Source organism: Mesorhizobium sp. M7A.F.Ca.MR.245.00.0.0, from assembly GCF_003997415.1.
Lineage (GTDB): Bacteria > Pseudomonadota > Alphaproteobacteria > Rhizobiales > Rhizobiaceae > Mesorhizobium.
In genome coordinates this window covers 74470-98948 of record NZ_RZTE01000008.1, presented here as the reverse complement: position 1 = coordinate 98948, position 24479 = coordinate 74470, and the positions used below count along the sequence as shown (strand labels likewise).

At 62.6% G+C, this 24479-nt stretch carries 23 protein-coding genes; 18 read left to right on the top strand and 5 right to left on the bottom strand.

Annotation, left to right across the window (positions count from 1 at the left end; all coding sequences use genetic code 11):
• Positions 1-13: 13 nt before the first annotated feature.
• The 7 genes from ybeY to EOB80_RS11795 all read left to right on the top strand — a co-directional run bounded on the left by ybeY (position 14) and on the right by EOB80_RS11795 (position 6593).
• On the top strand, positions 14-514 hold the full coding sequence (ybeY, locus tag EOB80_RS11825) for an rRNA maturation RNase YbeY (protein ID WP_127327723.1): 501 nt from the start codon (positions 14-16) through the stop codon (positions 512-514).
• A 28-nt stretch (positions 515-542) separates the two neighbouring features.
• The gene (locus EOB80_RS11820; protein ID WP_127327722.1) at positions 543-1691 is read left to right on the top strand and encodes a hemolysin family protein; all 1149 of its coding nucleotides are present in this window, start codon (positions 543-545) and stop codon (positions 1689-1691) included.
• Positions 1692-1707: 16 nt separating this feature from the next.
• A complete protein-coding gene (locus EOB80_RS11815) occupies positions 1708-2178 on the top strand; it encodes a VOC family protein (protein WP_127327721.1) in 471 nt (156 codons plus the stop codon).
• Positions 2179-2280: 102 nt separating this feature from the next.
• Entirely contained in the window at positions 2281-3873 is a 1593-nt protein-coding gene (lnt, locus tag EOB80_RS11810) for an apolipoprotein N-acyltransferase (RefSeq protein ID WP_127327720.1), read from the top strand.
• A gap of 140 nt (positions 3874-4013) precedes the next feature.
• Positions 4014-4433 (top strand): helix-turn-helix domain-containing protein, encoded by a 420-nt coding sequence (locus tag EOB80_RS11805; RefSeq protein WP_013527901.1) that lies wholly within the window; start codon positions 4014-4016, stop codon positions 4431-4433.
• Between the two features lie 169 nt (positions 4434-4602).
• Complete coding sequence (gene metK, locus EOB80_RS11800; RefSeq protein WP_127266944.1) at positions 4603-5868, top strand: methionine adenosyltransferase; 1266 nt, start codon at positions 4603-4605, stop codon at positions 5866-5868.
• 23 nt (positions 5869-5891) lie between these two features.
• Positions 5892-6593 carry a tRNA (guanosine(46)-N(7))-methyltransferase TrmB gene (locus EOB80_RS11795; RefSeq protein WP_127327719.1) on the top strand — a complete coding sequence of 234 codons (702 nt, stop codon included), beginning with the start codon at positions 5892-5894 and terminating at the stop codon, positions 6591-6593.
• A gap of 66 nt (positions 6594-6659) precedes the next feature.
• Here the strand turns inward: EOB80_RS11795 and EOB80_RS11790 are convergent, their stop codons facing one another.
• Positions 6660-6827 carry a hypothetical protein gene (locus tag EOB80_RS11790; protein ID WP_013527898.1) on the bottom strand — a complete coding sequence of 56 codons (168 nt, stop codon included), beginning with the start codon at positions 6825-6827 and terminating at the stop codon, positions 6660-6662.
• A gap of 299 nt (positions 6828-7126) precedes the next feature.
• Here EOB80_RS11790 and rimP point away from each other — a divergent pair, with 299 nt between their 5' ends.
• The 10 genes from rimP (at position 7127) to EOB80_RS11740 (ending at position 19388) form a co-directional block, all read left to right on the top strand.
• Positions 7127-7771: a ribosome maturation factor RimP gene (gene rimP, locus EOB80_RS11785; protein WP_127327718.1), complete on the top strand. Its 645-nt coding sequence runs from the start codon at positions 7127-7129 to the stop codon at positions 7769-7771.
• 49 nt (positions 7772-7820) lie between these two features.
• Positions 7821-9416, top strand: a complete 1596-nt coding sequence (nusA, locus tag EOB80_RS11780; RefSeq protein ID WP_127327717.1) for a transcription termination factor NusA — start codon at positions 7821-7823, stop codon at positions 9414-9416.
• Between the two features lie 38 nt (positions 9417-9454).
• A complete protein-coding gene (locus EOB80_RS11775) occupies positions 9455-10105 on the top strand; it encodes an RNA-binding protein (RefSeq protein ID WP_127327716.1) in 651 nt (216 codons plus the stop codon).
• Entirely contained in the window at positions 10102-12672 is a 2571-nt protein-coding gene (gene infB / locus EOB80_RS11770) for a translation initiation factor IF-2 (protein WP_127327715.1), read from the top strand. Before EOB80_RS11775 ends, infB begins: the two co-directional genes overlap by 4 nt.
• Before the next feature lie 124 nt (positions 12673-12796).
• Positions 12797-13237 carry a 30S ribosome-binding factor RbfA gene (gene rbfA / locus EOB80_RS11765; protein ID WP_127327714.1) on the top strand — a complete coding sequence of 147 codons (441 nt, stop codon included), beginning with the start codon at positions 12797-12799 and terminating at the stop codon, positions 13235-13237.
• The gene (truB, locus tag EOB80_RS11760) at positions 13237-14247 is read left to right on the top strand and encodes a tRNA pseudouridine(55) synthase TruB (protein ID WP_127327713.1); all 1011 of its coding nucleotides are present in this window, start codon (positions 13237-13239) and stop codon (positions 14245-14247) included. Before rbfA ends, truB begins: the two co-directional genes overlap by 1 nt.
• A 44-nt stretch (positions 14248-14291) precedes the next feature.
• The gene (gene corA / locus EOB80_RS11755; RefSeq protein WP_127327712.1) at positions 14292-15386 is read left to right on the top strand and encodes a magnesium/cobalt transporter CorA; all 1095 of its coding nucleotides are present in this window, start codon (positions 14292-14294) and stop codon (positions 15384-15386) included.
• A gap of 139 nt (positions 15387-15525) precedes the next feature.
• Positions 15526-15837: a 30S ribosomal protein S15 gene (gene rpsO, locus EOB80_RS11750; protein WP_269470859.1), complete on the top strand. Its 312-nt coding sequence runs from the start codon at positions 15526-15528 to the stop codon at positions 15835-15837.
• 277 nt (positions 15838-16114) lie between these two features.
• Positions 16115-18262 carry a polyribonucleotide nucleotidyltransferase gene (gene pnp / locus EOB80_RS11745; RefSeq protein ID WP_127318977.1) on the top strand — a complete coding sequence of 716 codons (2148 nt, stop codon included), beginning with the start codon at positions 16115-16117 and terminating at the stop codon, positions 18260-18262.
• 106 nt (positions 18263-18368) lie between these two features.
• Positions 18369-19388, top strand: coding sequence for a class I SAM-dependent methyltransferase (locus tag EOB80_RS11740; RefSeq protein WP_127327711.1), 1020 nt, complete (start codon positions 18369-18371; stop codon positions 19386-19388).
• Between the two features lie 15 nt (positions 19389-19403).
• Here the strand turns inward: EOB80_RS11740 and EOB80_RS11735 are convergent, their stop codons facing one another.
• The 4 genes from EOB80_RS11735 to fabA form a co-directional block, all read right to left on the bottom strand.
• Positions 19404-20948, bottom strand: coding sequence for a bifunctional diguanylate cyclase/phosphodiesterase (locus EOB80_RS11735; RefSeq protein ID WP_127327710.1), 1545 nt, complete (start codon positions 20946-20948; stop codon positions 19404-19406).
• Positions 20949-21151: 203 nt separating this feature from the next.
• Entirely contained in the window at positions 21152-21964 is an 813-nt protein-coding gene (gene fabI, locus EOB80_RS11730) for an enoyl-ACP reductase FabI (protein ID WP_127327709.1), read from the bottom strand.
• A 13-nt stretch (positions 21965-21977) separates the two neighbouring features.
• A complete protein-coding gene (gene fabB, locus EOB80_RS11725; RefSeq protein WP_127327708.1) occupies positions 21978-23198 on the bottom strand; it encodes a beta-ketoacyl-ACP synthase I in 1221 nt (406 codons plus the stop codon).
• A 50-nt stretch (positions 23199-23248) separates the two neighbouring features.
• Positions 23249-23764, bottom strand: a complete 516-nt coding sequence (gene fabA, locus EOB80_RS11720; protein WP_127327707.1) for a 3-hydroxyacyl-[acyl-carrier-protein] dehydratase FabA — start codon at positions 23762-23764, stop codon at positions 23249-23251.
• Positions 23765-24031: 267 nt separating this feature from the next.
• Here fabA and irrA point away from each other — a divergent pair, with 267 nt between their 5' ends.
• Positions 24032-24463: an iron response transcriptional regulator IrrA gene (irrA, locus tag EOB80_RS11715; protein ID WP_024503471.1), complete on the top strand. Its 432-nt coding sequence runs from the start codon at positions 24032-24034 to the stop codon at positions 24461-24463.
• Positions 24464-24479: the final 16 nt, after the last annotated feature.

Genomic DNA, 24479 nt, shown 5'->3' with positions numbered 1-24479 from the left:
ACGATGCGGCTTCATGCCTGAGGACATAACATCCGGCGACGGGAATGTTCCCGTCGACATCGACATATCGGTTGAGGCGGGCAACTGGCCCGACGAGGCAAGCCTGACGCGGCTGGTCGATCGCGCCGTCAAGGCGGCTTTTGCCGAAACCGGCGTGGCGGGCCGTTCCGAACTCAGCCTCGTTTTTACCGACGACGCCCATGTCCGGGTTCTCAACGCCGGCTGGCGCGGCAAGGACAAGCCGACCAATGTCTTGTCTTTCCCGGCTTTTCCGTTTGTGCAAGGCGGACCGTTGCCGCCGATGCTGGGCGACATCGTGCTCGCCGCCGAGACGGTCGCGCGTGAAGCGGCACTGGAAGACAAGCCTGTCGAGAACCATATCACCCATCTCGTCATCCACGGCCTGCTGCATTTGCTGGGTTACGATCACGAGACCGACACTGAAGCCGAGGCGATGGAAACCGTCGAACGCGCGGCGCTTGCAAGGCTTGCCATTCCCGACCCCTACGCGTAACTACATCTGATCAATTGACCGGACGACGATGAACGACAAACCAGAAACTGCCGCCCGCCCCGACGCCGGCAGTGCGACCAAGGCTTCCGATACGTCGGAAGAGGGATCAAGTCCGAGTACCGTTACCTCTGGTGCTAACAGTACCTCTGGCGCTAGCAGTACCTCTGGCGCTAGCAGTACCTCTGCTGCTGCCGGTGCTGGCAGCGCTGCCAGCGAGACGTTGCCTGCCGGTCCCTCCCTGTTCGACCGCGTTCTGGGCCTGTTTCGGCAACGCAACGGAACCAGCCTGCGTGAGGAAATTGCCGGCGCGCTTGCCGAGACGACGAGCGATGCCGGCGCCTTCTCGCCCGGCGAACGCGCCATGCTCAACAACATCCTGCGGCTGCGCGAAGTGCGCGTCGAGGACGTCATGGTACCGCGCGCCGACATTCAGGGGGTCGAAATCACGACGACGCTCGGCGATCTCCTGGGCACTTTCGAACAATCCGGCCATTCCCGCATGCCGGTCTATTCCGAGACGCTCGATGATCCGCGCGGCATGGTCCATATCCGTGACGTGCTGGCCCACATCACCAAGATCGCGCGCGTCAAGAAGGGCCGCACGACCAGGAAAACCCCCGCTGCCACGGTTCTCGATCTTGCCCAGGTCGACCTCGCACGCACCATTGGCGACCTCAATCTGATCCGCCCGGTGCTGTTCGTGCCGCCGTCGATGCTTGCCTCCGACCTGATGGGCCGCATGCAGACGACGCGCACCCAGATGGCGCTGGTCATCGACGAATATGGCGGCACCGACGGCCTCGCCTCGCTGGAAGACATCGTCGAGATGGTGGTCGGCGACATCGAGGACGAGCATGACGACGACGAGCCGATGATCACCCAGAGCGGCGACGGCGTGTTCATCGTCGACGGCAAGGCCGAGATCGACGACGTGGCCAAGATGATCGGCGGGGATTTCGCCGCCGGTGAACATGGCGAATATGTCGACACGATCGGCGGCATGATCTTCAACACGCTTGGCCGTGTTCCGGCCCGCGGCGAGGTGGTGCAGGCCATACCCGGCTTCGAATTCCACGTCCTCGACGCCGATCCGCGCCGCGTCAAGCGCGTGCGCATCGTGCAGAGCCAGAAGGGCGAGCGTCGCCGGCGTGCCACCGCTCGCACCGAACAGGCGTGAGCGTCACGCTCGCCCGATGACTGTCGACGACCCGTTCAAGCATCCAAGTCTGGGGTCCGGTGTCTTCTACAAGGACCCTCGTGCCGCGCTGGACTGGCTTGAAGCAGCATTTGGCTTCGAGCGCAGCATGGTGGTCAGCGATGCCGAGGGAAAACTCGTCCATGCGGAGATGCGATTCGGCGACAGCTACATCATCGTCGATTCCGAATGGAGCGATTATGTCGCCAGCCCGGCTTCGGTCTCGGGCAGGAACACGCAGTCGATCTATGTCAGGCTGAAGGGCGGCCTGGATGCGCATTGCGAGCAGGCGCGGGCGACCGACGCTGAGATAATCCAGGAGCCGGCGGATCAGTTCTACGGCGAGCGCCAGTATCGTGCCCGCGACCCTGAGGGCCATGTCTGGACCTTCACGCAGACCATCCGTTCAGTTCCGCGCGAGGAGGCCGAGCGGCTGGGGGGCGTTCAAATCGAGGGTTGGCACCGGTAGGGCAGCGCCGGAGCTGTGCATCACAGCCAGCCCATCCGCCGTTTGGAGCGCGGAGCGCAGCCTGTTAAATCTTGTGTCCTGATTCGCGACTCGGAAGTATGCATGGAGCGCCTCACCGGCCGGATAATTCTGCTTTGGGGTTGGCGGCGTGCGCTCGTGGCGTTTCTCGCAGGTGCCTTGGCGGTGCTTGGTCAGGCGCCTTACGATTTCTTCGCCGCCTGTTTCGTCTCGTTTCCGCTGCTGGTCTGGCTGCTCGACGGCGCCACCGGTGAAGCTTCCGGCAGTCTGTTCCGGCGTCTGCGGCCGGCTTTCGCCGTCGGTTGGTGGTTCGGTTTCGGCTATTTCCTCGCCGGCCTCTGGTGGATCGGTTCGGCGCTGCTGGTCGAGGCCGACAGCTTTGCCTGGGCGCTCCCCTTCGCCGTGGTCGGCATTCCTTTCATGCTCGCCTTTTTCTACGGCTTTGCGGCAATCGTTGCCCGGCTGCTGTGGAGCAACGACATTGGCCGCATCGCCGCCCTTGCCTTCGGCTTCGGGCTGGCGGAATGGCTGCGCGATTTCCTGTTCACCGGTTTTCCCTGGAATGCCGTCGGCTACGCGGCCATGCCCGTGCCGCTGCTGATGCAGAGCGTCTCGGTGACGGGCATGATCGGCATGAACGCGCTCGCCGTGTTCGTCTTCGCACTGCCGGCACTGCTGGCGGCACGTCGGCACCTGCGCCTCGGCGCGGCACTGTTTGTCATGCTCGCCGCCGCCCATGTCGGCTTCGGCTATGTCAGGCTTGGCGCTCCCGAACCGCCAGCTTCACGCAGCCTGGATGTCCGCATCGTTCAGCCGGCCGTGGACCTGTCGGAAAAATGGGATGCCTCGGTGCGCGACCGCATCTTCGCGGTCCTGATGGGGCTCTCGGCCAAGGCGCCGGACCCAGGCCATCAAAAGCCGCAGCTGATCCTGTGGCCCGAAACCTCGGTGCCCTTCCTCTTCACCGAGCGTCCGGACGCATTGACGGCGCTGGGAGACATGCTCGGATCCGGCCAGATGCTGATTGCCGGCGTCGTTCGCGAGGAAGGCGGTTCGGCCGCGAATGCCGACAGCCGTTACTACAACTCCGTGGTGGCGATCGACGACAAGGGTGAAATCGCTGACGCCGTCGACAAGGTTCACCTGGTGCCGTTCGGCGAATACCTGCCTTTCGCCGATCTGCTCCAGCGTTTCGGCATCGAGCAACTGGTTGCCGGGCCGATGAGTTTCGCGGCCGGCAATGAGCGGCACGCCATCACGCTGCCCGATGGCATCCGTGCGCTGCCATTTATCTGTTATGAGGTGATCTTTCCCGATCTTGTGGCAGTTGACGCTGCGTCAGCGCAGCTTATTGTGAACGTTACCAACGATGCGTGGTTCGGCGACACGCCGGGTCCGTATCAGCATTTCAGGCAGGCCCAGATCCGCGCGGTGGAAAATGGATTGCCATTGGTACGTGCTGCCAACAACGGCATCTCGGCCGTCGTCGATCCGCGCGGGCGCATCGTCGATGCGCTTGCGATCGACGCACGCGGCGCCATCGATGCCCACATACCGATTTCCGGACAGGCGCTCATATCTCCCGGCCAACGGCGCATTAACGGAATGCTGATCATGTTGCTGTTTGCCGTTGGGGCAGCGCTGTTGAACGTAAGGCAAAGGCTACGGGTGAATTGACAGCCAACACATTAGAAACTCATACTGTAAGTGCCTGAAAATTTCTCGAAGCCGGTGGATCGTTCTGTTGGGGCAGTTGCCTCCGGCTTTGTTTGGGCAAGAAAAAATAGAGAAAGCCGAAAAAATTCGGCGAGGAAAAAATGACAGAAGACAACAAGAAGAAACCGAATCCGATCGACATCCATGTTGGCAGTCGCATCCGGCTTCGCCGCAACATGCTGGGAATGAGCCAGGAAAAGCTGGGAGAAAACCTCGGCATCACATTTCAACAGATTCAGAAATATGAAAAAGGCACCAACCGCGTCGGCGCCAGCCGATTGCAGGCGATAGCGTCCATACTCGGCGTGCCGGTCGCCTTCTTTTTCGAGGATGCGCCCGGCCAGGAGCCCGTGGCGGGCCGTGGATTTGCCGAGGACGCGTCGATGGCTTTCGCTGTCGAATTCTGCGGCAGTCCCGAAGGACTCCAGCTCAACCGGGCCTTTGTCAAGATCGCGGATGCCAAGGTGCGCCGCAGGATCATAGACCTGGTCAAGTCCCTCTCCGCCGACGATCCCGACTGATCCTCAATCACGCCAGCACCGGCGGCGTCTTGCCGCTGGTGGCACAAGATAACTGCATCGACATTCATGCCAGAGCCGAAGCACCGCTTGACGAGCGGCGCTTCGCCCCGCTAACACGTGGCGCGCCAAAATCGGCAGCCTGCCGATCGTTTTTCAAGAGGGGACACCCGTGACGCGGCAGAACTACTTCTTTACCTCGGAATCCGTTGCCGAGGGCCATCCCGACAAAGTCTGTGACCGGATTTCCGACGAGATCGTCGATCTGGTGTATCGCGAAGCCAAGAAGACCGGCATGGACCCGTGGAAAGTCCGTGTCGCCTGCGAGACGCTGGCCACCACCAACCGTGTCGTCATCGCCGGCGAAGTGCGTGTTCCCGACACCCTGCTCAAGAGGGACAAGGCGGGCAATATTCTCAAGGATGCCGCTGGGCATTCGGTCGTCAATCCGGCCAAGTTCAAGTCGGTCGCCCGCAAGGCGATCCGCGAAATCGGCTACGAGCAGGCCGGCTTTCACTGGAAAACCGCGAAGATCGAGGTTCTGCTGCACGGCCAGTCGCCTGACATCGGCCAGGGCGTCGACAATGCCTCCGACCGTCAGGGCGAAGAGGGTGCCGGCGACCAGGGCATCATGTTCGGCTACGCCTGCCGCGAGACGCCGGATCTGATGCCGGCGCCGATCTACTACAGCCACAAGATCCTCGAATTGCTGGCGGCCGCCCGCCACGAGGGCAGCGGTGAAGCCGGCAGGCTCGGACCGGATGCCAAGAGCCAGGTCACCGTTCGCTATGTCGACGGCAAGGCCGCCGAGGCGACGCAGATCGTGCTGTCCACGCAGCATCTCGATGCGAGCTGGGATTCGAAGAAGGTCCGCAAGGTCGTCGAACCCTATATCCGGGAGGCGCTGGGCGAGCTGAAGATCGCCGACAACTGCATGTGGTACATCAATCCGACCGGCAAGTTCGTCATCGGCGGGCCGGACGGCGACGCCGGGCTGACCGGCCGCAAGATCATCGTCGACACCTATGGCGGTGCCGCACCCCATGGCGGCGGTGCCTTCTCCGGCAAGGACACCACCAAGGTGGATCGTTCGGCGGCCTATGCGGCGCGCTACCTGGCCAAGAACGTCGTAGCGGCGAAACTCGCCGACCGCTGCACCATCCAGCTTTCCTACGCCATCGGCGTTGCTCAGCCGCTGTCGGTCTATGTCGACTTGCACGGTACCGGCAAGGTCGACGAGGCAAAGCTCGAGGACGCGCTGCGCACGGTGATGGATCTGTCGCCGTCGGGTATCCGCCGTCACCTCGATCTCAACAAACCGATCTACGCCAAGACGTCGTCCTACGGCCATTTCGGCCGCAAGGCCGGCCGTGATGGGTCTTTCTCCTGGGAAAAGACCGATCTCGCCAAGGCGCTCAAGGACGCGGTCGCCGCCTGACAGCGGCGCCGCAAAGTCCCGCCATGGATCCGAAGGACAGACCAAGCCGCGCGGCCGAAGCCTTTTTCGGTCGCCGGCGCGGCAAAACCATGCGTCCGCAGCAGGCGGCCGCACTGGAAAGCGGCTTTGGCACATATCGGCTCGATCTGACGGCTGAACCGCCGACCGATCTCAGCACTCTGTTTGAGACGGATGTCAGCGCGGTTCGCCTTGAGATTGGCTTCGGCGGTGGCGAGCATCTCCTGCATCGTGCGATCGAGGCGCCTTCGATCGGCTTTATCGGCGTCGAGCCCTTCGTCAACGGCATGGCCAAGATGATGATGGCGGTGCGCGAGAAACCACTCGCCAATCTGCGGGTCTATGACGACGACGCCACAAGGCTGCTCGACTGGCTGCCGCAAGCCTCGCTCGACGGCATCGATCTGCTCTATCCCGACCCTTGGCCGAAGAAGAAACACTGGAAGCGGCGCTTCGTCAGCCCGGTCAATCTCGAGCGGTTCGCGCGTGTGCTGAAGCCTGGTTCAAAATTCCGCTTCGCGTCCGACATCGACACCTATGTCAACTGGACCCTGCTGCATTGCCGCGCGCATGGCGCGTTCGCATGGCAGGCTTGCGAGGCGGCGGACTGGCACCTTTCCTATGAAGGTTGGCCGGGCACCCGTTACGAGGCCAAGGCCATTCGTGAGGGCCGGCGGCCGGCCTATCTGACCTTCATTCGGAAATAAGCTCGCGGTCTTAGAGAAATTCCAGGAAACGTGTGAAACGGTTTTCCGTCCGGAATTGCGTCAAAGCTAGAAGCGGCGGCCGATGCGATCGAAGGCGGCAGGCTCGACGCCGAGATTGCGCAGGTCGTCGGCGCGTGGCCTGCGGCCGGCTTCCACGGCCCGCGAAGCGGCCACGGCGCTGCCGAATACGGTGAAGAAGTCGCCTATTGCAGAAAATATCTTGCGATTGCTCATGATCATGTCCTTTCGCGCACGTGTGACGCGCGGTCACATTTGTGCAGCGCAACATAGGTAGGTGCGTTTCGGCGCCAATCCCATGGGTATCGCCGCATAGGCGCCATGCGTCCCATGCAACGCTGGCGCGGGCCGCCTCGATGGCGGCGCTGCCCGACCAGCACAGCGGGCTTGAAACACAGGCCGCGATCGTTTATATCAGCCTCAAATTCTTGGTCGGTATGACGAAGAGTGGGTCCACCCGGTCCCGCTCTTTTTTATTACCTGCCGATAACTTCGTAGAGAACGACAGGATTTCAATGACTGCAACGGCAAGCGAGGGCGACGATCGCATCATCCGCGAAAGCGGCATCGATGCGCGCATCGCACTGATCGTCCAGCCGGTTCTGCGCGGCATCGGCTTCCGCCTCGTGCGGGTGCATCTGTCGGGCCAGAACGGGCTGACGCTGCAGATCATGGCCGAACGCGAGGACGGCACTATGACCGTCGAGGATTGCGAAGAGGTCAGCCGCGCGGTGTCGCCGGCGCTCGACGTCGACGATCCGATCGAAAAGGCCTATCACCTCGAAGTCTCGTCGCCCGGCATCGACCGGCCACTAGTCCGTAAATCGGATTTCACGCCCTGGACGGGTCATCTGGTGAAGATGGAAACATCGATGGTCGTCGCCGACCGCAAGCGCTTCAAGGGCAAGATCGCCGAAGCCGGCGAAGACGATGTGCTGATCGAGCGCGACAAGGCAGCCTATGGCGAGGAGCCGACGGTGCGTGTCCCCTACGATGCGATTGCCGACGTGCGCCTGATCCTGACCGACGATCTCATCCGCGATGCCCTGTCGAAGGACAACAGGGCGCGCAAGGAAGCCAAGAAGCGCCGCGGCGAACCGGACGACGACGAGTCGGGTGCGGAAGCGGACGCCACGGAAGACCACGAACAGGAACTATGATTGAGCTGCCGGGCGCAAAGGCCCGGCAAACAAGCTCCGGAGAAAAACGATGGTTGTAAGCGCCAACAGACTTGAATTGCTGCAGATCGCCGACGCGGTCGCGCGTGAAAAGTCGATCGACAAGTCGATCGTCATCGCCGCCATGGCCGATGCGATCCAGAAGGCGGCGCGCTCGCGTTACGGTCAGGAGACCAACATCCGCGCCGACATCAACCCGAACACCGGTGAGATGAAGCTGCAGCGGCTGATGGAAGTGGTCGAGAAGGTCGATGACTACGCCACGCAGATCGCCATTTCCTCGGCTCGCGAGCGCAATCCCGACGCCCAGCTCGGCGACTTCATCGCCGAACAGCTGCCGCCCATGGATTTCGGCCGCATCGCTGCCCAGTCGGCCAAGCAGGTCATCGTGCAGAAGGTCCGCGAGGCCGAACGCGACCGCCAGTATGACGAGTACAAGGACCGCATCGGCGAGATCGTCAACGGTACCGTCAAGCGCGTCGAATACGGCAACGTCATCGTCGATCTCGGCCGCGGCGAAGCGATCATCCGTCGCGATGAGCTGATCCCGCGCGAGAACTACAAATATGGCGACCGCGTCCGCGCCTATGTCTACGATGTGCGCCGCGAGCAGCGCGGCCCGCAGATCTTCCTGTCGCGTACCCACCCGCAGTTCATGGCCAAGCTGTTCACCATGGAAGTGCCGGAAATCTATGACGGCATCATCGAGATCAAATCGGTCGCCCGCGACCCGGGTTCGCGCGCCAAGATCGCCGTTATCTCGCGCGACAGCTCGATCGATCCGGTCGGCGCCTGCGTCGGCATGCGCGGCAGCCGCGTCCAGGCCGTCGTCGGCGAATTGCAGGGCGAGAAGATCGACATCATTCCGTGGTCGCCTTCTGCGGCGTCCTTCATCGTCAACGCGCTGCAGCCGGCGGAAGTCGCCAAGGTCGTGCTCGACGAGGATGCCGAGCGCATCGAAGTCGTGGTTCCCGACGACCAGCTGTCGCTGGCCATCGGCCGCCGCGGCCAGAACGTGCGTCTGGCTTCGCAGCTGACCGGTTGGGATATCGACATCCTCACCGAGGCCGAAGAATCCGAGCGTCGCCAGAAGGAATTCCTAGAGCGTTCGTCGCTGTTCATGGAAGCCCTCGACGTCGACGAGATGGTCGGCCAGGTGCTGGCCTCCGAAGGCTTCACCAGCGTCGAGGAAGTCGCGTATGTCGATTCCGGCGAGATCGCCTCGATCGACGGTTTCGACGAGGATACCGCTTCGGAAATCCAGACCCGCGCCCGCGAATATCTGGAGAAGATCGAGGCCGAGCATGATGACAAGCGCAAGGCGCTCGGTGTTTCGGACGAGTTGCGCGAAATCCCCGGCGTCACCACCGCCATGATGGTGACGCTTGGCGAGGACGGCGTGAAGACGATCGAGGATTTCGCCGGCTATGCCGCCGACGACCTGACCGGCTGGAAGGAACGCAAGGACGGTGAGACCAAGGTCTATCCGGGCGTACTGGCCAATCATGGCGTGACCCGCGCGGACGCCGAACAGATGGTTCTGGCCGCCCGCCTCAAGGCCGGCTGGATCACCGAAGACGAGCTTGCAGCCGAAGAAGTCTCGGCTGACGAAGCCGTTGGTGCGTGAGGTGAAACCGCATCGCACCGAACCCGCCCCTGGACGAGATGAACGATCGCACCTGCATCGTTACGCGCAAACAAGCCGAACCGGATGAACTGATCCGGTTCGTCGTCGGCCCGGATTCGGCCGTCGTTCCCGACATCAAGAGAAATCTGCCCGGCCGCGGTTGCTGGGTGAGCGCCGACCGCCTACATATCGAGAAGGCTGCGGCGAAGAACCTCTTTGCCCGCGCCTTCAAGGCACAGGTGGTCGTGCCGCCCGATCTTGGCGGCATGATCGACGGGCTGCTTTCCAGGCACGCTCTGGGCATGCTTGGTCTTGCCCGTAAGGCAGGCGCAATTTCGCTTGGTGCTACCAAGGTTGAAAGTGCTGTTCGCGGCGGATTGGCGCTTTTCGTGCTCCACGCGACTGAGGCGTCCGATGACGGCGTGCGCAAGATCAGCCAGGCGCGGCGGGCGACAGTCCATCTCGGCGGGCCCGCTATCCTTGCCTACAAACTTTTCTCCGAGGCCGAGTTGAGCTTGGCATTGGGGGGTACAAATGTGATACATGCTGCCGTTCTCGCGGGAGACGCGGGCAGGGCGGTCCAGAAGCGCATGGTTGCGCTCGACCGGTATCGGGGCGGTTCCCCGGACGATCTGGCAATGCTTGCGGCTGTTGCTGACGAAGATGATGCCGCAGAGGATATGGAATGAGCGATACGAAATCGGGTGACGACAATACGCTGAGTGTGACGCCGAAGAAGACCTTGACGCTGAAGCGCCCCGGTATGGAACAGGGCACTGTGCGCCAGAACTTCTCGCACGGCCGCACCAAGCAGGTCGTCGTCGAAACCAAGAAGCGCAAGTTCTCGATGCCCGGCGACAAGCCGGAGCCTGTTGCCGCCCCGGTCTTCACACCGAAGCCGGCGGTCGTGGCCGCACCCGTCGTCGTGCCGGAAGCACCGAAGGCGCCACCACCGCCGCCGGCCCCGGTCGAACGCAGCGGCATGGTGCTGAACGAACTGTCGCGCAGTGAAATGGAAGCGCGCCGCAGGGCGCTCGAGGGCTCGAAGGTTCGCGAGGTCGAGGACCGCCAGCGCGCCGCCGAGGATGCCAAGCGCCGTGCCGAGGACGAAGAGCGCCGCAAGCGCGAACGCGATGAATCCGCACGCCGCCAGGCCGAGGAAGAGGCGCGGTTGCAGACCGAGGCCGAATCCCGCCGTCGGGCTGAGGAAGAGGCCCGTCGACGCGCGCCATTGGCTGCCGAACTGGCAACGGTCGATGACGAGGAAGTGGCCAAGCCGAAGCGTGTTGGTGCCGGCGCACCGGTGCGCCGTCCGGTCACGCCCGAAGTGGCGCGTCCGGCCAAGCCGACCAAGGCCGAGGAAGACCGCCGCCGCGGCAAGCTGACGCTGAATTCAGCATTGTCCGACGAAGACGCGCGAGCCCGTTCGCTGTCGTCGATGCGTCGCCGCCAGGAAAAATTCAAGCGCGCGATGCACAATGAGCCGCGCGAGAAAGTCATGCGCGAAGTGATCCTGCCAGAGACCATTACGATCCAGGAACTGGCGCAACGCATGTCCGAGCGCGCGGTCGACCTGGTCAAGTTCTTCATGAAGCAGGGCCAGATCCTGAAGCCGGGCGACGTCATCGATGCCGACACGGCCGAGCTGGTTGCTACCGAATTCGGCCACACGGTCCGCCGCGTCGCCGAGTCCGACATCGAGGAAGGCCTGTTCAACATCGCCGACAATGCCGAGGACCTGGTTTCGCGTCCGCCGGTCGTGACGATCATGGGTCACGTCGATCATGGCAAGACCTCGCTGCTCGACGCGATACGCAACGCCAATGTCGTCTCCGGCGAAGCCGGCGGCATCACCCAGCACATCGGCGCCTACCAGGTCGAGAAGAACGGTCACAGGATCACCTTCATCGACACGCCCGGCCACGCCGCCTTCACGGCGATGCGTGCTCGTGGCGCCCAGGCGACCGACATTGCCATCCTGGTGGTTGCCGCCGACGACAGCGTCATGCCGCAGACGATCGAATCGATCAGCCATGCCAAGGCGGCCGGCGTTCCGATCATCGTGGCGATCAACAAGATCGACAAGCATGATGCCGATCCGCAGAAAGTGCGCTCCGAACTGCTGCGCCACGAGGTTTTCGTCGAATCCATGGGCGGTGAAGTTCTGGACGTCGAAGTGTCGGCGACCAAGGGCACCAACCTCGACAAGCTGCTCGAGGCGATCCTGCTGCAGGCCGAAATTCTCGACCTGAAGGCCAATCCGGATCGTACCGCCGAAGGCGTTGTCATTGAAGCCCAGCTCGACAAGGGCCGTGGCCCCGTCGCCACCGTGCTGGTGCAGACCGGCACGCTGATGCCGGGCGACATCCTCGTTGCCGGCAACGAATGGGGCCGGGTGCGTGCGCTGGTCAACGATCGTGGCGTGCAGATCAAGGAAGCGCCGCCGGCGATGCCGGTGGAAGTGCTTGGCTTGCAGGGCACACCGCAGGCCGGCGACCGCTTCGCCGTGGTCAACAACGAGGCCCGTGCCCGCGAGATCACCGAATACCGCCAGCGCCTGGCGCGCGAGAAGGCGGTTGCCAAGCATGCCGGCCAGCGCGGTTCGCTCGAGCAGATGATGTCGCAATTGCAGACAAGCGGGCTAAAGGAATTTCCGCTGGTCATCAAGGGCGACGTGCAGGGCTCGATCGAGGCGATCAACGCTGCGCTCGACAAGCTCGGCACCGACGAAGTGCGTGCGCGCATCGTCCATGCCGGCGCCGGCGCCATCACCGAAAGCGACGTGTCGCTGGCGGAGACTTCGGGTGCCGCGATCATCGGCTTCAACGTCCGCGCCAACGTCCAGGCGCGTGCCGCTGCAGCGGCGGCTGGCATCGAGATCCGCTACTACTCGATCATCTACAACCTCGTGGATGACGTGAAGGCGGCTCTGTCGGGCCTGCTGTCGCCGGAGCGTCGCGAGACCTTCATCGGCAATGCGCAGATCCTCGAAATCTTCGACATCACCAAGGTCGGCAAGATCGCCGGCTGCCGTGTCACCGAAGGCAAGGTCGAGCGTGGTGCGGGTGTGCGCCTGATCCGTGACAACGTCGTCATCCACGAAGGGACGTTGAAGACCCTGAAGCGCTTCAAGGACGAAGTTTCGGAAGTCCCCGGCGGCCAGGAGTGCGGCATGGCCTTCCAGAACTACGAGGACATGCGCGTCGGCGACGTCATCGAGTGCTTCCGCGTCGAGATGGTGACCCGGACACTCTGAGTCGAGTGACTTGTCCATACCGGGCGGTGGCCGAAAGGCCGCCGCCCGAGGTCTATTGAGAACGACTCATATGAGACATGCGGCACGGTCCCATCCCGCGCCTCACGCTTCAGGATAGAGAAAAATGCCCCGTCCAACCACATCCAGCCCATCCCAGCGCATGCTGCGCGTCGCCGAACAGGTGCGCCATGCGCTGTCCGAAACCCTGCAGCGCGGCGAGATCATCGATCCGCTGATCGAGAACACCGTGGTGTCGGTCTCGGAAGTGCGCATGTCGCCCGATTTGAAGGTCGCTACCGCTTTCGTTTCGCCACTCGGCGCCAAGGATACCGATGCGGTGGTCGAGGCGCTGAACAAGCATGCGAAATTCATCCGTGGCCGTGTCTCCGGCGCGCTGCGGCAGATGAAATTCATGCCGGAGTTTCGCTTCAAGCTCGACACCTCCTTCGACAATTTCGCCAGGATCAACGACCTCTTGAAATCGCCGGAAGTGGCGCGCGATCTGAGTCCTGAGGACCAGCAAAACGCGGACCAGGACAAAGACGACAACAAGGACACCGAATAGTGGCGCGCCGCGGCAAGAAGAAGGGCCGGCCGATCTCGGGCTGGCTGATCCTGGACAAGCCGGTCGGCATGGGCTCGACCGAAGCCGTCTCCAAGATCAAATGGCTGTTCCAGGCCGAAAAGGCCGGCCATGCCGGCACGCTCGACCCGCTGGCGTCTGGCATGCTGCCGATCGCGCTTGGCGAGGCCACCAAGACCGTTCCCTACGTGCAGGACGGCGCCAAGATCTATCGCTTCACCGTCGCATGGGGGCAGGAGCGCTCCACCGATGACCTCGAAGGCCCGGTGACGAAGGAGTCCGATCTGCGTCCGTCGGAAGCCGAGGTGCTCGCCCTGCTGCCGAAATACACCGGCGTCATCATGCAGACGCCGCCGCAATTCTCGGCCATCAAGATCGCCGGCGAGCGCGCCTATGATCTGGCCCGCGACGGTGCGACGGTCGACATACCCGCGCGAGAGATCGAGATCGGCCGTCTGGACGTTGTCGAGCATGGCGCCGACCATACTGTTTTCGAGGTCGAGTGCGGCAAGGGCACCTATGTGCGTTCGCTGGCCCGCGACATGGGCCGCGACATGGGCTGTTTCGGCCATATCTCCGAATTGCGCCGGGTCGAGGTCGAACCGTTCACCTCGGAAGACTTCGTTACCATCGCCGAATTGGAAGCCGCCCGTTTCGGCGTGGTGGAGGGAAACGCGGACGCGACTGATATCGCCGACGCGACGGAAGCCGCCGACGCGACAGAAGCCGCAGGCGCGGCGGAAGCACCGATCGACTTCGATGCCATCGATGCGCTCCTGGTCGACACATCGGCTGCCCTCGATTGCCTGCCGCAGATAGCCATCAGCGACGATGCAGCGACCAAGATCCGCCTTGGCAACCCAGTCATCATCCGCGGCCGCGATGCACCGGTAGAAGCCGAGGAAGCCTGCGCCACGGCGCGCGGCAAGCTGGTCGCCATCGGTGCAATCGAGCAGGGCATGTTCAAGCCCAAGCGGGTCTTTGCCGGGTGACGGCTCTCGTCTAACTTCAGTTCGACTCTACGTTCGAGGGGCACATGGCAAAGGCTGAAGCGGTGAACAAACGGGCGCCGGTGAAGATGCGGCGGCCGCCGGTCGGTGCGTCGCCTGGCACGCTGATCGCCGACCCCTCGGCGCGGCGCAGCGAACTCAGGCTGACGCTGATCTCGCCCGAAAAATTCAAGACCATCGAAAACGCCAGCATCGACGACCTCAACACCCATTGCGACAAATGGCCGGTCCTCTGGCTCGACTGCACCGGCCTCGCCAACATCCCGCTGATCGAGGAGATCGGCCGCATTTTCAGCCTGCATCCGCTGGCGCTGGAGGACGTCGTCAACACCGGCCAGCGGCCGAAGGTCGACTTCTTCGAGGATCACGCTTTCGTCGTCGTCAGGATGATCGACGATGTCACCTCGCATCGCTATGAGCAGATCGCCGTCTTCTTCGGCAGCAACTTCGTCGTCACCTTCCAGGAGCGTGAAGGCGACCCGTTCGATCCGGTGCGCAAGCGCATCGAAAGTTCGGCGCCCAACCGGCTGCGCGCCCGCGGCGCCGATTACCTCGCCTATGCGCTGATCGACGCCATCGTCGACAGCTACTTTCCGCCGATCGAGGCCGCCGGCGACACGGTCGACAGCATCGAGGACGAGATGCTGCATTCGCCGCACAAGCATCAGATGCGGCAACTGCATGAATTGCGGCGCGACGCCAACGTGCTGAAAGGCGTGCTTTGGCCGATGCGCGATGCGCTGGCGACGCTGATCCGCAACGACGTGCCCTATGTGAAGGCCGAGACCAAGATCTTCCTCAACGACACGCTCGACCATGCGCTGCGGCTGATCGAACTGGTCGAAACCCAGCGCGACATGCTGACCGGCCTGATCGAGATGCACCTGTCGCTGAGCCAGGCGCGTACCAACGAGGTTATCGGCTACCTGACGATCGTCTCGGGTGTCTTCATGCCGCTTACCTTCCTGGTCGGCGTATGGGGCATGAACTTCGACCCGGAAAGCTCGCCATGGAATATGCCGGAGTTGCGGGCCTATTACGGCTACCCGGCGGCGCTTGGCTTTATGGCCCTCGTCGCGGTTGGGCTCGTTGCCTTCTTCAAATGGAAGAAATGGCTTTGACAAGGATAAACCTGCCATTCCGGCCAGAAAAGCCGGCTTGTGAATTGGGCTGGTGTTTTCCGGGGAATTGCACTATATGCGCCGCAGCATAGCGCTATGACGCTTTGCTTGCACCGGCCCCTGCTGGACGACATCCCGGCTGAGGGCGACCCGTTTCCTCAAACAGATAAGGAAAAACACGATGTCGATTACTGCCGAGCGCAAACAGGAATTGATGGGTGAATTCGCAACCGCCAAGGGCGATACCGGGTCTCCGGAAGTCCAGGTGGCCATCCTTTCCGAGCGCATCAAGAACCTGACCGACCATTTCAAGGACCACAAGAAGGATAACCATTCCCGCCGTGGTCTGCTTGCTCTCGTCTCCCAGCGCCGCAGCCTGCTTGATTATCTCAAGCGCAAGGACGACGCGCGCTACCAGACGCTGATCGAGAAGCTCGGTCTGCGTCGTTGACGAATTGACCGGCGGGCTTTCGAAGGAGAGCCCGCCGGTCGCGCATTCTGCCAGTCGTATCGACTGGCCAGACCCGGTTTCGATCGTGCAGAGGGCACTCGAAACCGCCCATGGACGGTCATGGGGCAGGATTGCAGGACGCTCGCGCGCGCAGTGCGCCGAAATCACCCGAGCTTCCCGTTGTCTTGCCCGTGGCTGCCCGAGAAAGGAAGCCAGGGAAAGGGCATCCGCGCACCGTGAAACGGCGCGGCCCTTTCCTCATATTTAAGGACAAGACATGTTCAATCACCACAAAGTGGAAATCGAATGGGGCGGCCGTCCGCTCATCCTCGAAACCGGCAAGATCGCACGCCAGGCTGACGGCGCGGTGCTCGCCACCTACGGCGAGACCAAGGTTCTCGCCACCGTTGTTTCGATGAAGGAGCCGAAGCCCGGCCTCGATTTCTTCCCGCTGACCGTCAACTACCAGGAAAAGACTTACGCCGCCGGCAAGATCCCGGGTGGCTATTTCAAGCGTGAAGGCCGTCCGAGCGAGAAGGAAACGCTGGTTTCCCGCCTCATCGACCGCCCGATCCGCCCGCTCTTCGCCTCCGGCTACAAGAACGACACGCAGATCGTCGTCACCGTCGTCCAGCATGACCTCGAGAACGATCCCGACATCCTGTCGATCGTCGCCACCTCGGCTGCCCTGACGCTCTCGGGCGTGCCCTTCATGGGCCCGATCGGCGGCGCCCGCGTTGGCTATATCAACGGCGAATACGTGCTCAACCCGCATGTCGACGAGATGCAGGAATCGAAGCTCGACCTGATCGTCGCCGGCACCACCGACGCCGTGCTGATGGTTGAGTCCGAGGCCAAGGAATTGGGCGAAGAGCTGATGCTCGGCGCCGTCATGTTCGGCCACAAGGGTTTCCAGCCGGTCATCGACGCCATCATCAAGCTGGCCGAAGTCGCCGCCAAGGAGCCGCGCGACTTCACCGCGCCGGACTATTCCGCGCTTGAAGCCGAGATGCTGAAGATCGTCGGCGACGAACTCAGCAATGCCTACAAGAACGTCGACAAGCAGAAGCGCTACGCCGCCGTCGACGCCGTCAAGGCGAAGGTCAAGGCAGCGTTCGCCCCGGCCGAAGGCGAAGACGCCAAGTACACCTCCGAGCAGATCGGTTCGGTTTTCAAGGAACTCCAAGCCAAGGTCGTGCGCTGGAACATTCTCGACACCGGCTCGCGCATCGATGGCCGTGACCTCAAGACGGTCCGCAAGATCGTTTCCGAAGTCGGCGTCCTGCCGCGCACCCACGGTTCGGCGCTGTTCACCCGCGGCGAGACCCAGGCGCTGGTCGTTGCCACGCTCGGCACCGGCGAGGACGAGCAGTATGTCGATTCGCTGACCGGCATGTACAAGGAGAAGTTCCTCCTTCACTACAACTTCCCTCCCTACTCCGTCGGCGAGACCGGCCGCATGGGTTCGCCGGGCCGTCGCGAAATCGGCCATGGCAAGCTCGCCTGGCGCGCCATTCGCCCGATGCTGCCGAGTGCCGACCAGTTCCCCTACACGCTGCGCGTCGTCTCGGAGATCACCGAGTCCAACGGCTCGTCGTCGATGGCCACCGTCTGCGGCACCTCGCTGGCGCTGATGGATGCCGGCGTGCCGCTGGCAAAGCCGGTCGCTGGTATCGCCATGGGCCTGATCAAGGAAGGCGAGCGTTTCGCCGTTCTGTCCGACATCCTTGGTGATGAGGATCACCTCGGCGACATGGACTTCAAGGTCGCCGGCACCGCGAACGGCATCACCTCGCTGCAGATGGATATCAAGATCGAAGGCATCACCGAGGAGATCATGAAGATCGCGCTGGACCAGGCCAAGGATGGCCGCCAGCACATCCTCGGCGAGATGGCGCATGCTCTGACCGGCGCGCGTTCGGAACTGGGTGAGTTCGCACCGCGCATCGAAGTGATGCACATCCCGACCGACAAGATCCGTGACGTGATCGGCTCGGGCGGCAAGGTGATCCGCGAGATCGTCGAAAAGACCGGCGCCAAGATCAACATCGAGGACGACGGCACGGTCAAGATCGCTTCGTCCAACGCCAAGGAGATCGAGGCGGCGAAGAAGTGGATCCACACCATCGTCGCCGAGCCGGAAGTCGGCGAGATATACGAAGGTACGGTCGTCAAGACCGCGGATTTCGGCGCTTTCGTCAACTTCTTCGGTCCGCGTGACGGCCTCGTCCACATCTCGCAGCTTGCCAACGACCGGGTCGCCAAGACCTCGGACGTGGTCAAGGAAGGCGACAAGGTCTGGGTCAAGCTGATGGGCTTCGACGAGCGCGGCAAGGTCCGCCTGTCGATGAAGGTCGTCGACCAGGCCACCGGCAAGGAACTCGCCCGCGACAAGAAGACCGAAGGCGAAGAAAACGCCGCCTGAACGTCTTGAGTTCATGAATTGAAGCGGGCGCGGCTTATGTCGCGCCCGTTTTCATTTCAGCCCCGGTTTTCACTTTCAAATCGCCCAGACAAGTCGAGATCGAACAATGTCCGCCGAGCCGTTGAAGACGCTTTTCCATCCCTTCGAGGCCGAGGCTGTTTCTTTGCCGGGAAAGGGCACGCGCGCCCTGTTTCTCGGCGCTGAGCCGGGTTTTCGCCTGCCTGAAGGCTTCGAGGCGACGCTTCACCTCGTGCAGGGCTTCCGGCCGCATTTTAGCGCGCTGCAGGCGTCTGGCTGCGCCGTCACCGCGCAAGTGGAAGGCGATGGCTTCGATATGGCACTTGTGCTTGCCGGCCGGCATCGGGGTCTGAACGAAGTGCGCCTCGCGGAGGCGCTTGAGCGTGTGGCGCCGGGCGGCTTGGTCGTCGTTGGCGGCGGCAAGGACGATGGCATTGCCAGCCTGCGCAAGCGCGTTGACGAACTTGTGCCGCTGGAGGGCCATCTGCCAAAATATCACGGCATCGCCTTCTGGTTACGCCGTCCCGCCGACCTCGCCGCCGCGGAAGAACTGCGCGCCGCCAATCCCGCTCTGCTGGTTGAAAACCGGTTCCGCACCGCGCCCGGCATGTTTTCCTTCGACCGGATCGATACCGGCTCGAAATTGCTGGTCGAGAACCTGCCCAATGATCTGCGTGGCAACATTGCCGATTTCTGCGCCGGCTGGGGGTATCTGGCTGCCGAGATCGCCGTCCGCTCACCGGGCATTTCAGCGCTCGACCTCTATGAGGCCGATTTCGCCTCGCTCGAAGCCGCAAAGCTCCATCTGGCAGGGGTCGGCCAGTCGATCGCCAGGAATTTCTTCTGGATCGATCTGCTGAAGGAACCGGTCGAGAAGCGCTACGACGCGATCGCCATGAACCCGCCCTTTCACCGCAGCCGGGCGGCCGAGCCGGAGATCGGCGCCGGCATGATCCGCGCGGCGGCCAAGGCCTTGAAACCAGGTGGGCGGCTGTTCATGGTCGCCAACCGCCAGCTTCCCTATGAGCCGATCCTGGCGGCCGCTTTTTCGGGCCATGCCGAACTCGCCCGCGACGGCATGTTCAAGGTGCTTGTCGCTCGTCGTTGATACAATGCACCGCGTTCAATGCAGATTGGCGACGCGTCGGACCTCATCGGTGACATGCACGTCGCCGACCCTGATCCTGAGGGGGGCCGGCCTGCCGTACAGGTAGCCTTGCACCACCTCGCAGCCGGCTGCCCTGAGCAGCGTCGCCTGGCTTTCGGTCTCGACGCCTTCGGCAATGATGCTGACGCCGAGCGCGCGCGACAGCCCGACGATGGTCGAGACGACCGCACCCGAGCTGGAATCGGTGTCGAGGCGGCTGACGAAGGACCGGTCGATCTTCAGCTTGCCGAACGAGAAATCGATCAGGTAGCTCAAATTGGAATAGCCGGTGCCGAAATCGTCGACGGCGACCGAGATGCCCATATCCGCGAGCTCCTTCAGGATGGCGGCGGCGCGGTCGCGGTCCTGCATCATCGCCGTCTCGGTCACTTCCAGCTCCAGCCGCGACGGCTTGATGCCGGTGCTCGTCATGGCGTCGCGCACGATGCCGACAAAGTCCTTGGTCATGAACTGGACGGGCGAGATGTTGACGGCGACGAAGCAGTCGTCGGGCAGATGCCGGGCGTCGCTGCAGGCTTTGCGCAGCACCCATTCGCCGATCGGGCCGATCATGCCGGTTTCCTCGGCGATCGGAATGAACTCCATCGGCGGGATCATGCCGCGTTCCGGATGCCGCCAGCGGATAAGCGCTTCATACCCGACGATGCGGCCGGTCGGGAGATCGAGCTGCGGCTGGTAATGAAGGTCGAAGTCACCACGTTCGAAGGCTATGTGCAGTTCGGATTCGATCCATTGGCGATGGTCGGCGACCCTGCCCATTTCGGCATGGAAGACCGACCAGTTGCCGACGCCGCTGGCGCGCGCGTTCTGCAGCGCCAGATTAGAGCGGCGCAGGATGAGGACCGGATCGACGCCGTCCTTTGGCATCGCCACGATGCCGACCGACAGGCTGACCGATTGCAGGTGCGTACCGAGATCATAGGGCTCCATCATCTCGTCGATGAGCCTCTCTATGGTGCTTTCCAAGGACCCTGAGACCTGGTTGTCAGGGAGCAGGATCGCGAATTCACCGGCGCCGATGCGTCCGATCAGCGCGCGCGGTGGCACGCACGTCTTCAAGCGCTTGGTGAAGGCGCGGATCAACTCGTCGCCCTGGCTGTAGCCGATGGCGTCATTGATCTGCTTGAAGCGGTCGATGTCGATATCGATGAGGAACATCGGCTCGCCGGTCCGGCTGGTCGCGCATGCCGCCTCGGCAATCTTGCCGACCATCGCCGGGCGTGCCACCAGGCCGGTCAGCTTGTCGAAATGGGTTTCCGTGAAGACGAAATCCGCCGATTCATCGACGCCGGCGAAGAAGGACATCGCGGCGACCGACGCCGCCAGTGCGCAAAGAGCGGCCATCACCGGGACCATCAAGTCCGCGGAGATGCCGGCAAAACCATCGCCGAGACCGAGCTTCAGGCCCCAGAGCCCGAGGACGAAACTGCCGAGACCCGAACTCGCTATGGTGAGCAGTCGGAACACCGGTGTTCGCTTCGGGTTGCTGACGGCGAGCATTGAAAGTTCCCCTGAGTACGGGGCTTTCTAGCGGATATCTCCTTAAAATGAGTTTCCGCGAATGAATCCAATTTTATTGGACCGAAAGTATTTCTTGAGCGGATCAACGCGCATGGCGCTGAAACGGATTCAACTGGCGCGCCTAAGCTTCGTGTCTTCAAATGTCGCCAATAAAACCGCCGCGCATCTTTGGGCGGCAGGCGTTAGTCTCGTGCGCCGTCGGTCTGCTTCAATTCGTCGAGCGTCGGCATGGAAACGATGTGATAGCCGGAATCGACATAGTGGATTTCGCCGGTAACCCCGGAAGACAGATCCGACAACAGATAAAGCGCCGAGCCGCCGACCTCGTCGATGGTCACCGTGCGGCGCAGCGGCGAGTTTCGCTGCTGGTAGGAAAACATGTGGCGCGCATCGGAAATGCCGGCGCCGGCAAGCGTGCGCACCGGTCCAGCCGATATGCCGTTCACCCTGATGGCGCGCGGACCGTAGTCGTTCGCAAGATACCGGACACTCGCCTCCAGCCCTGCCTTGGCGACGCCCATGACATTGTAGTTCGGCATGACGCGGACCGACCCCGCATAGGTCAGCGTGATCATCGATCCGCCGTCCTTCATCAAGGTGGCCGCATGGCGGGCGACCTCGGTGAAGGAGTAGCAGGAGATCACCATGGTGCGGACGAAATTGTCCCGGCTGGTCTCGGCGTAGAGGCCTTTCAGCTCGTTCTTGTCGGAAAAGCCAATGGCGTGGACGACGAAATCCAGCCCGCCCCATTCCTTGCCCAGAGTCTCGAACGTAGCCGCGACAGAATCGCTGTCCTCGACGTCGCACGGCACGACCAGCGAGGCGCCGAGCTTGTCGGCCAGCGGCCTGACCCGGCGCCCGAACGCATCGCCCTGATAGGTGAAGGCGAGTTCCGCGCCATGTTCGGCTAATTTCCGGGCGATGCCCCAGGCGATCGAGTGATCGTTGGCGACACCCATGACAAGCCCGCGCTTGCCCTTCATCAATCCGTCCATGGCCGGCAAATCCTTATGCGGAATAGCGCTGGAAAACGAGCGTGGCGTTGGTGCCGCCGAAGCCGAACGAATTGGACAGGACAGTGTCGATCCTGGCGTCGTCGATGCGCTTTCGCACGATCGGCATGCCCTCGAATTCGGGGTCGAGGGTCTCGATATGGGCGCTTTCGCCGATGAAGCCGCCCTGCATCATCAGGATCGAATAGATGGATTCCTGCACGCCGGCCGCGCCCAGCGAATGGCCGGTCAGCGACTTCGTCGAGGTGATATACGGCATCTCTGAGCCGAACACCTCGCGGATCGCTCCCATTTCCTTGGAATCTCCCACCGGCGTCGAGGTACCATGGGTGTTGATGTAGTCGACCGGTGTGGAAACCGTGGCCAGCGCCTGGCGCATGCAGCGGACCGCGCCCTCGCCTGAAGGGGCAACCATGTCGTGACCATCCGACGTCGCGCCATAGCCAACGATCTCGGCATAGATTTTCGCGCCGCGCGCTTTGGCATGCTCAAGCTCTTCCAGCACCAGCACCCCGGCGCCGCCGGCGATGACGAAGCCGTCGCGATTGGCGTCATAGGCGCGGGAAGCGGTCGATGCGTTGTCGTTGAATTTCGACGACATGGCGCCCATGGCGTCGAACAGGTCCGACATCGTCCAGTCGAGATCCTCGTGGCCGCCGGCAAAGATGATGTCCTGCTTGCCCCACTGGATCAATTCATAGCCATTGCCGATGCAATGCGCCGAGGTCGAACAGGCCGACGAGATCGAGTAGTTGACGCCGTGGATCTTGAACCAGGTGGCAAGCGTCGCCGATGCGGTCGACGACATTGCCTTCGGCACCGCGAACGGACCGATGCGCTTGGGACTGCCGTTCTTCAGAGTCGTTTCGGCAGCTTCGACGATGGTGCGGGTGGATGGCCCGCCCGATCCCATGACGATGCCGGTGCGCTCATTGGTGATGTCGCTCTCGCCGAGGCCCGCATCCGCGATCGCCTGATCCATGGCGACATGGTTCCAGGCAGCCCCCTGGCTCAGGAAGCGCATCGCACGGCGGTCGATCATGGCCGATGGATCGAGCGTCGGCGCTCCCCAGACCTGGCAGCGGAAGCCGTGTTCGGCGAAGGAATCGGAGAAGCTGATGCCGGATCTGGCGTCATGCAGAGAGGTCTGCACCTCGTTGGCATTGTTGCCGATCGACGACACAATGCCGATGCCTGTGACTACGACACGTCTCATTCGCAACTCCTTCCAGGGGTGCTGGCCAGAGAGCTGGCCAGGGATGCCGGTCAGCCAACCGCCGACTGCTTGGACAGACCGACTTTCAAATCCGTTGCCGCGTATATGGGTTCGCCATCCGCCTTCAGCCAGCCATCGGCGATGCCGAGCACCAGCCGGCCCCGCATCACGCGCTTGAAGTCGATGCCATATTCGACCTTCTTCACCGAGGGCGTGACCATGCCCTTGAATTTCACTTCACCGGTCGACAGCGCCATCCCCTTGCCGGGTTCGCCCAGCCAGCCAAGATAGAAGCCCGTCAATTGCCACATGGCGTCGAGGCCGAGGCACCCCGGCATGATCGGATTGCCGATGAAATGGCAGCCAAAGAACCACAGGTCCGGCTTGATGTCGAACTCCGCGCGGATGAAACCCTTCTCGAAGGCGCCGCCCGTCTCGCTGATCTCGGTGATGCGGTCGAACATCAGCATCGGCGGATAGGGAAGCTGGGCGTTGCCCGGTCCGAACAGTTCGCCGCGGGCGCAGGCCAGCAATTCGTCGTACTCGTAGCTGGATTTACCCGCCATCAATCTCATCCCCATATCGTTCCGGGCTATCGGGTGCCCTTTTGTCGTTGGTTTCCTAACACAATCTGTTTCAGGCCGGAAACCGGCGTTTGCGCTTAGCCTGCTCGTCTGCCTGGGTCAATGCGCGCTATTGATCGCATTCGGACGACAGAATATATGTCCTGAGAGGTCCGGTTTCGGCAGACGTTCATTTTTTTGCCATTCTGGGCGTGTCTTTTTGCCATTCTGGGCGTGTCTTGGGGCGGAACTGTGGGGTTCGACGAGAAGATGGACCTGGACGGCCGGAAGGAAAATGTCGCTGTGGACAAGCGGGTCCGTGAAGCTGGCCTGAGGCCGACGCGTCAGCGCATTGCGCTGGCCGATCTGCTTTTCGCCAAGGGCGACCGGCATCTGTCGGCCGAGGAACTGCACGAGGAGGCGGTTGCCGCCGGCGTGCCTGTGTCGCTGGCCACCGTCTACAATGCCCTTCACCAGTTTACCCAGGCGGGACTTTTGCGCATCCTCGCCGTGGAGGGCGCGAAAACCTATTTCGACACCAACACCTCCGACCACCACCATTTCTACATCGAAGGCGAAAACCGCATATTCGACATCGACAGTGGTCCGGTGACGGTCGCCAACCTGCCGGAGCCGCCGGAAGGGATGGAGATCGCCAATGTCGATATCGTGGTGAGGCTGCGCCCCAAACGCCGCGAATGATCGGCGAGGCCCCCTA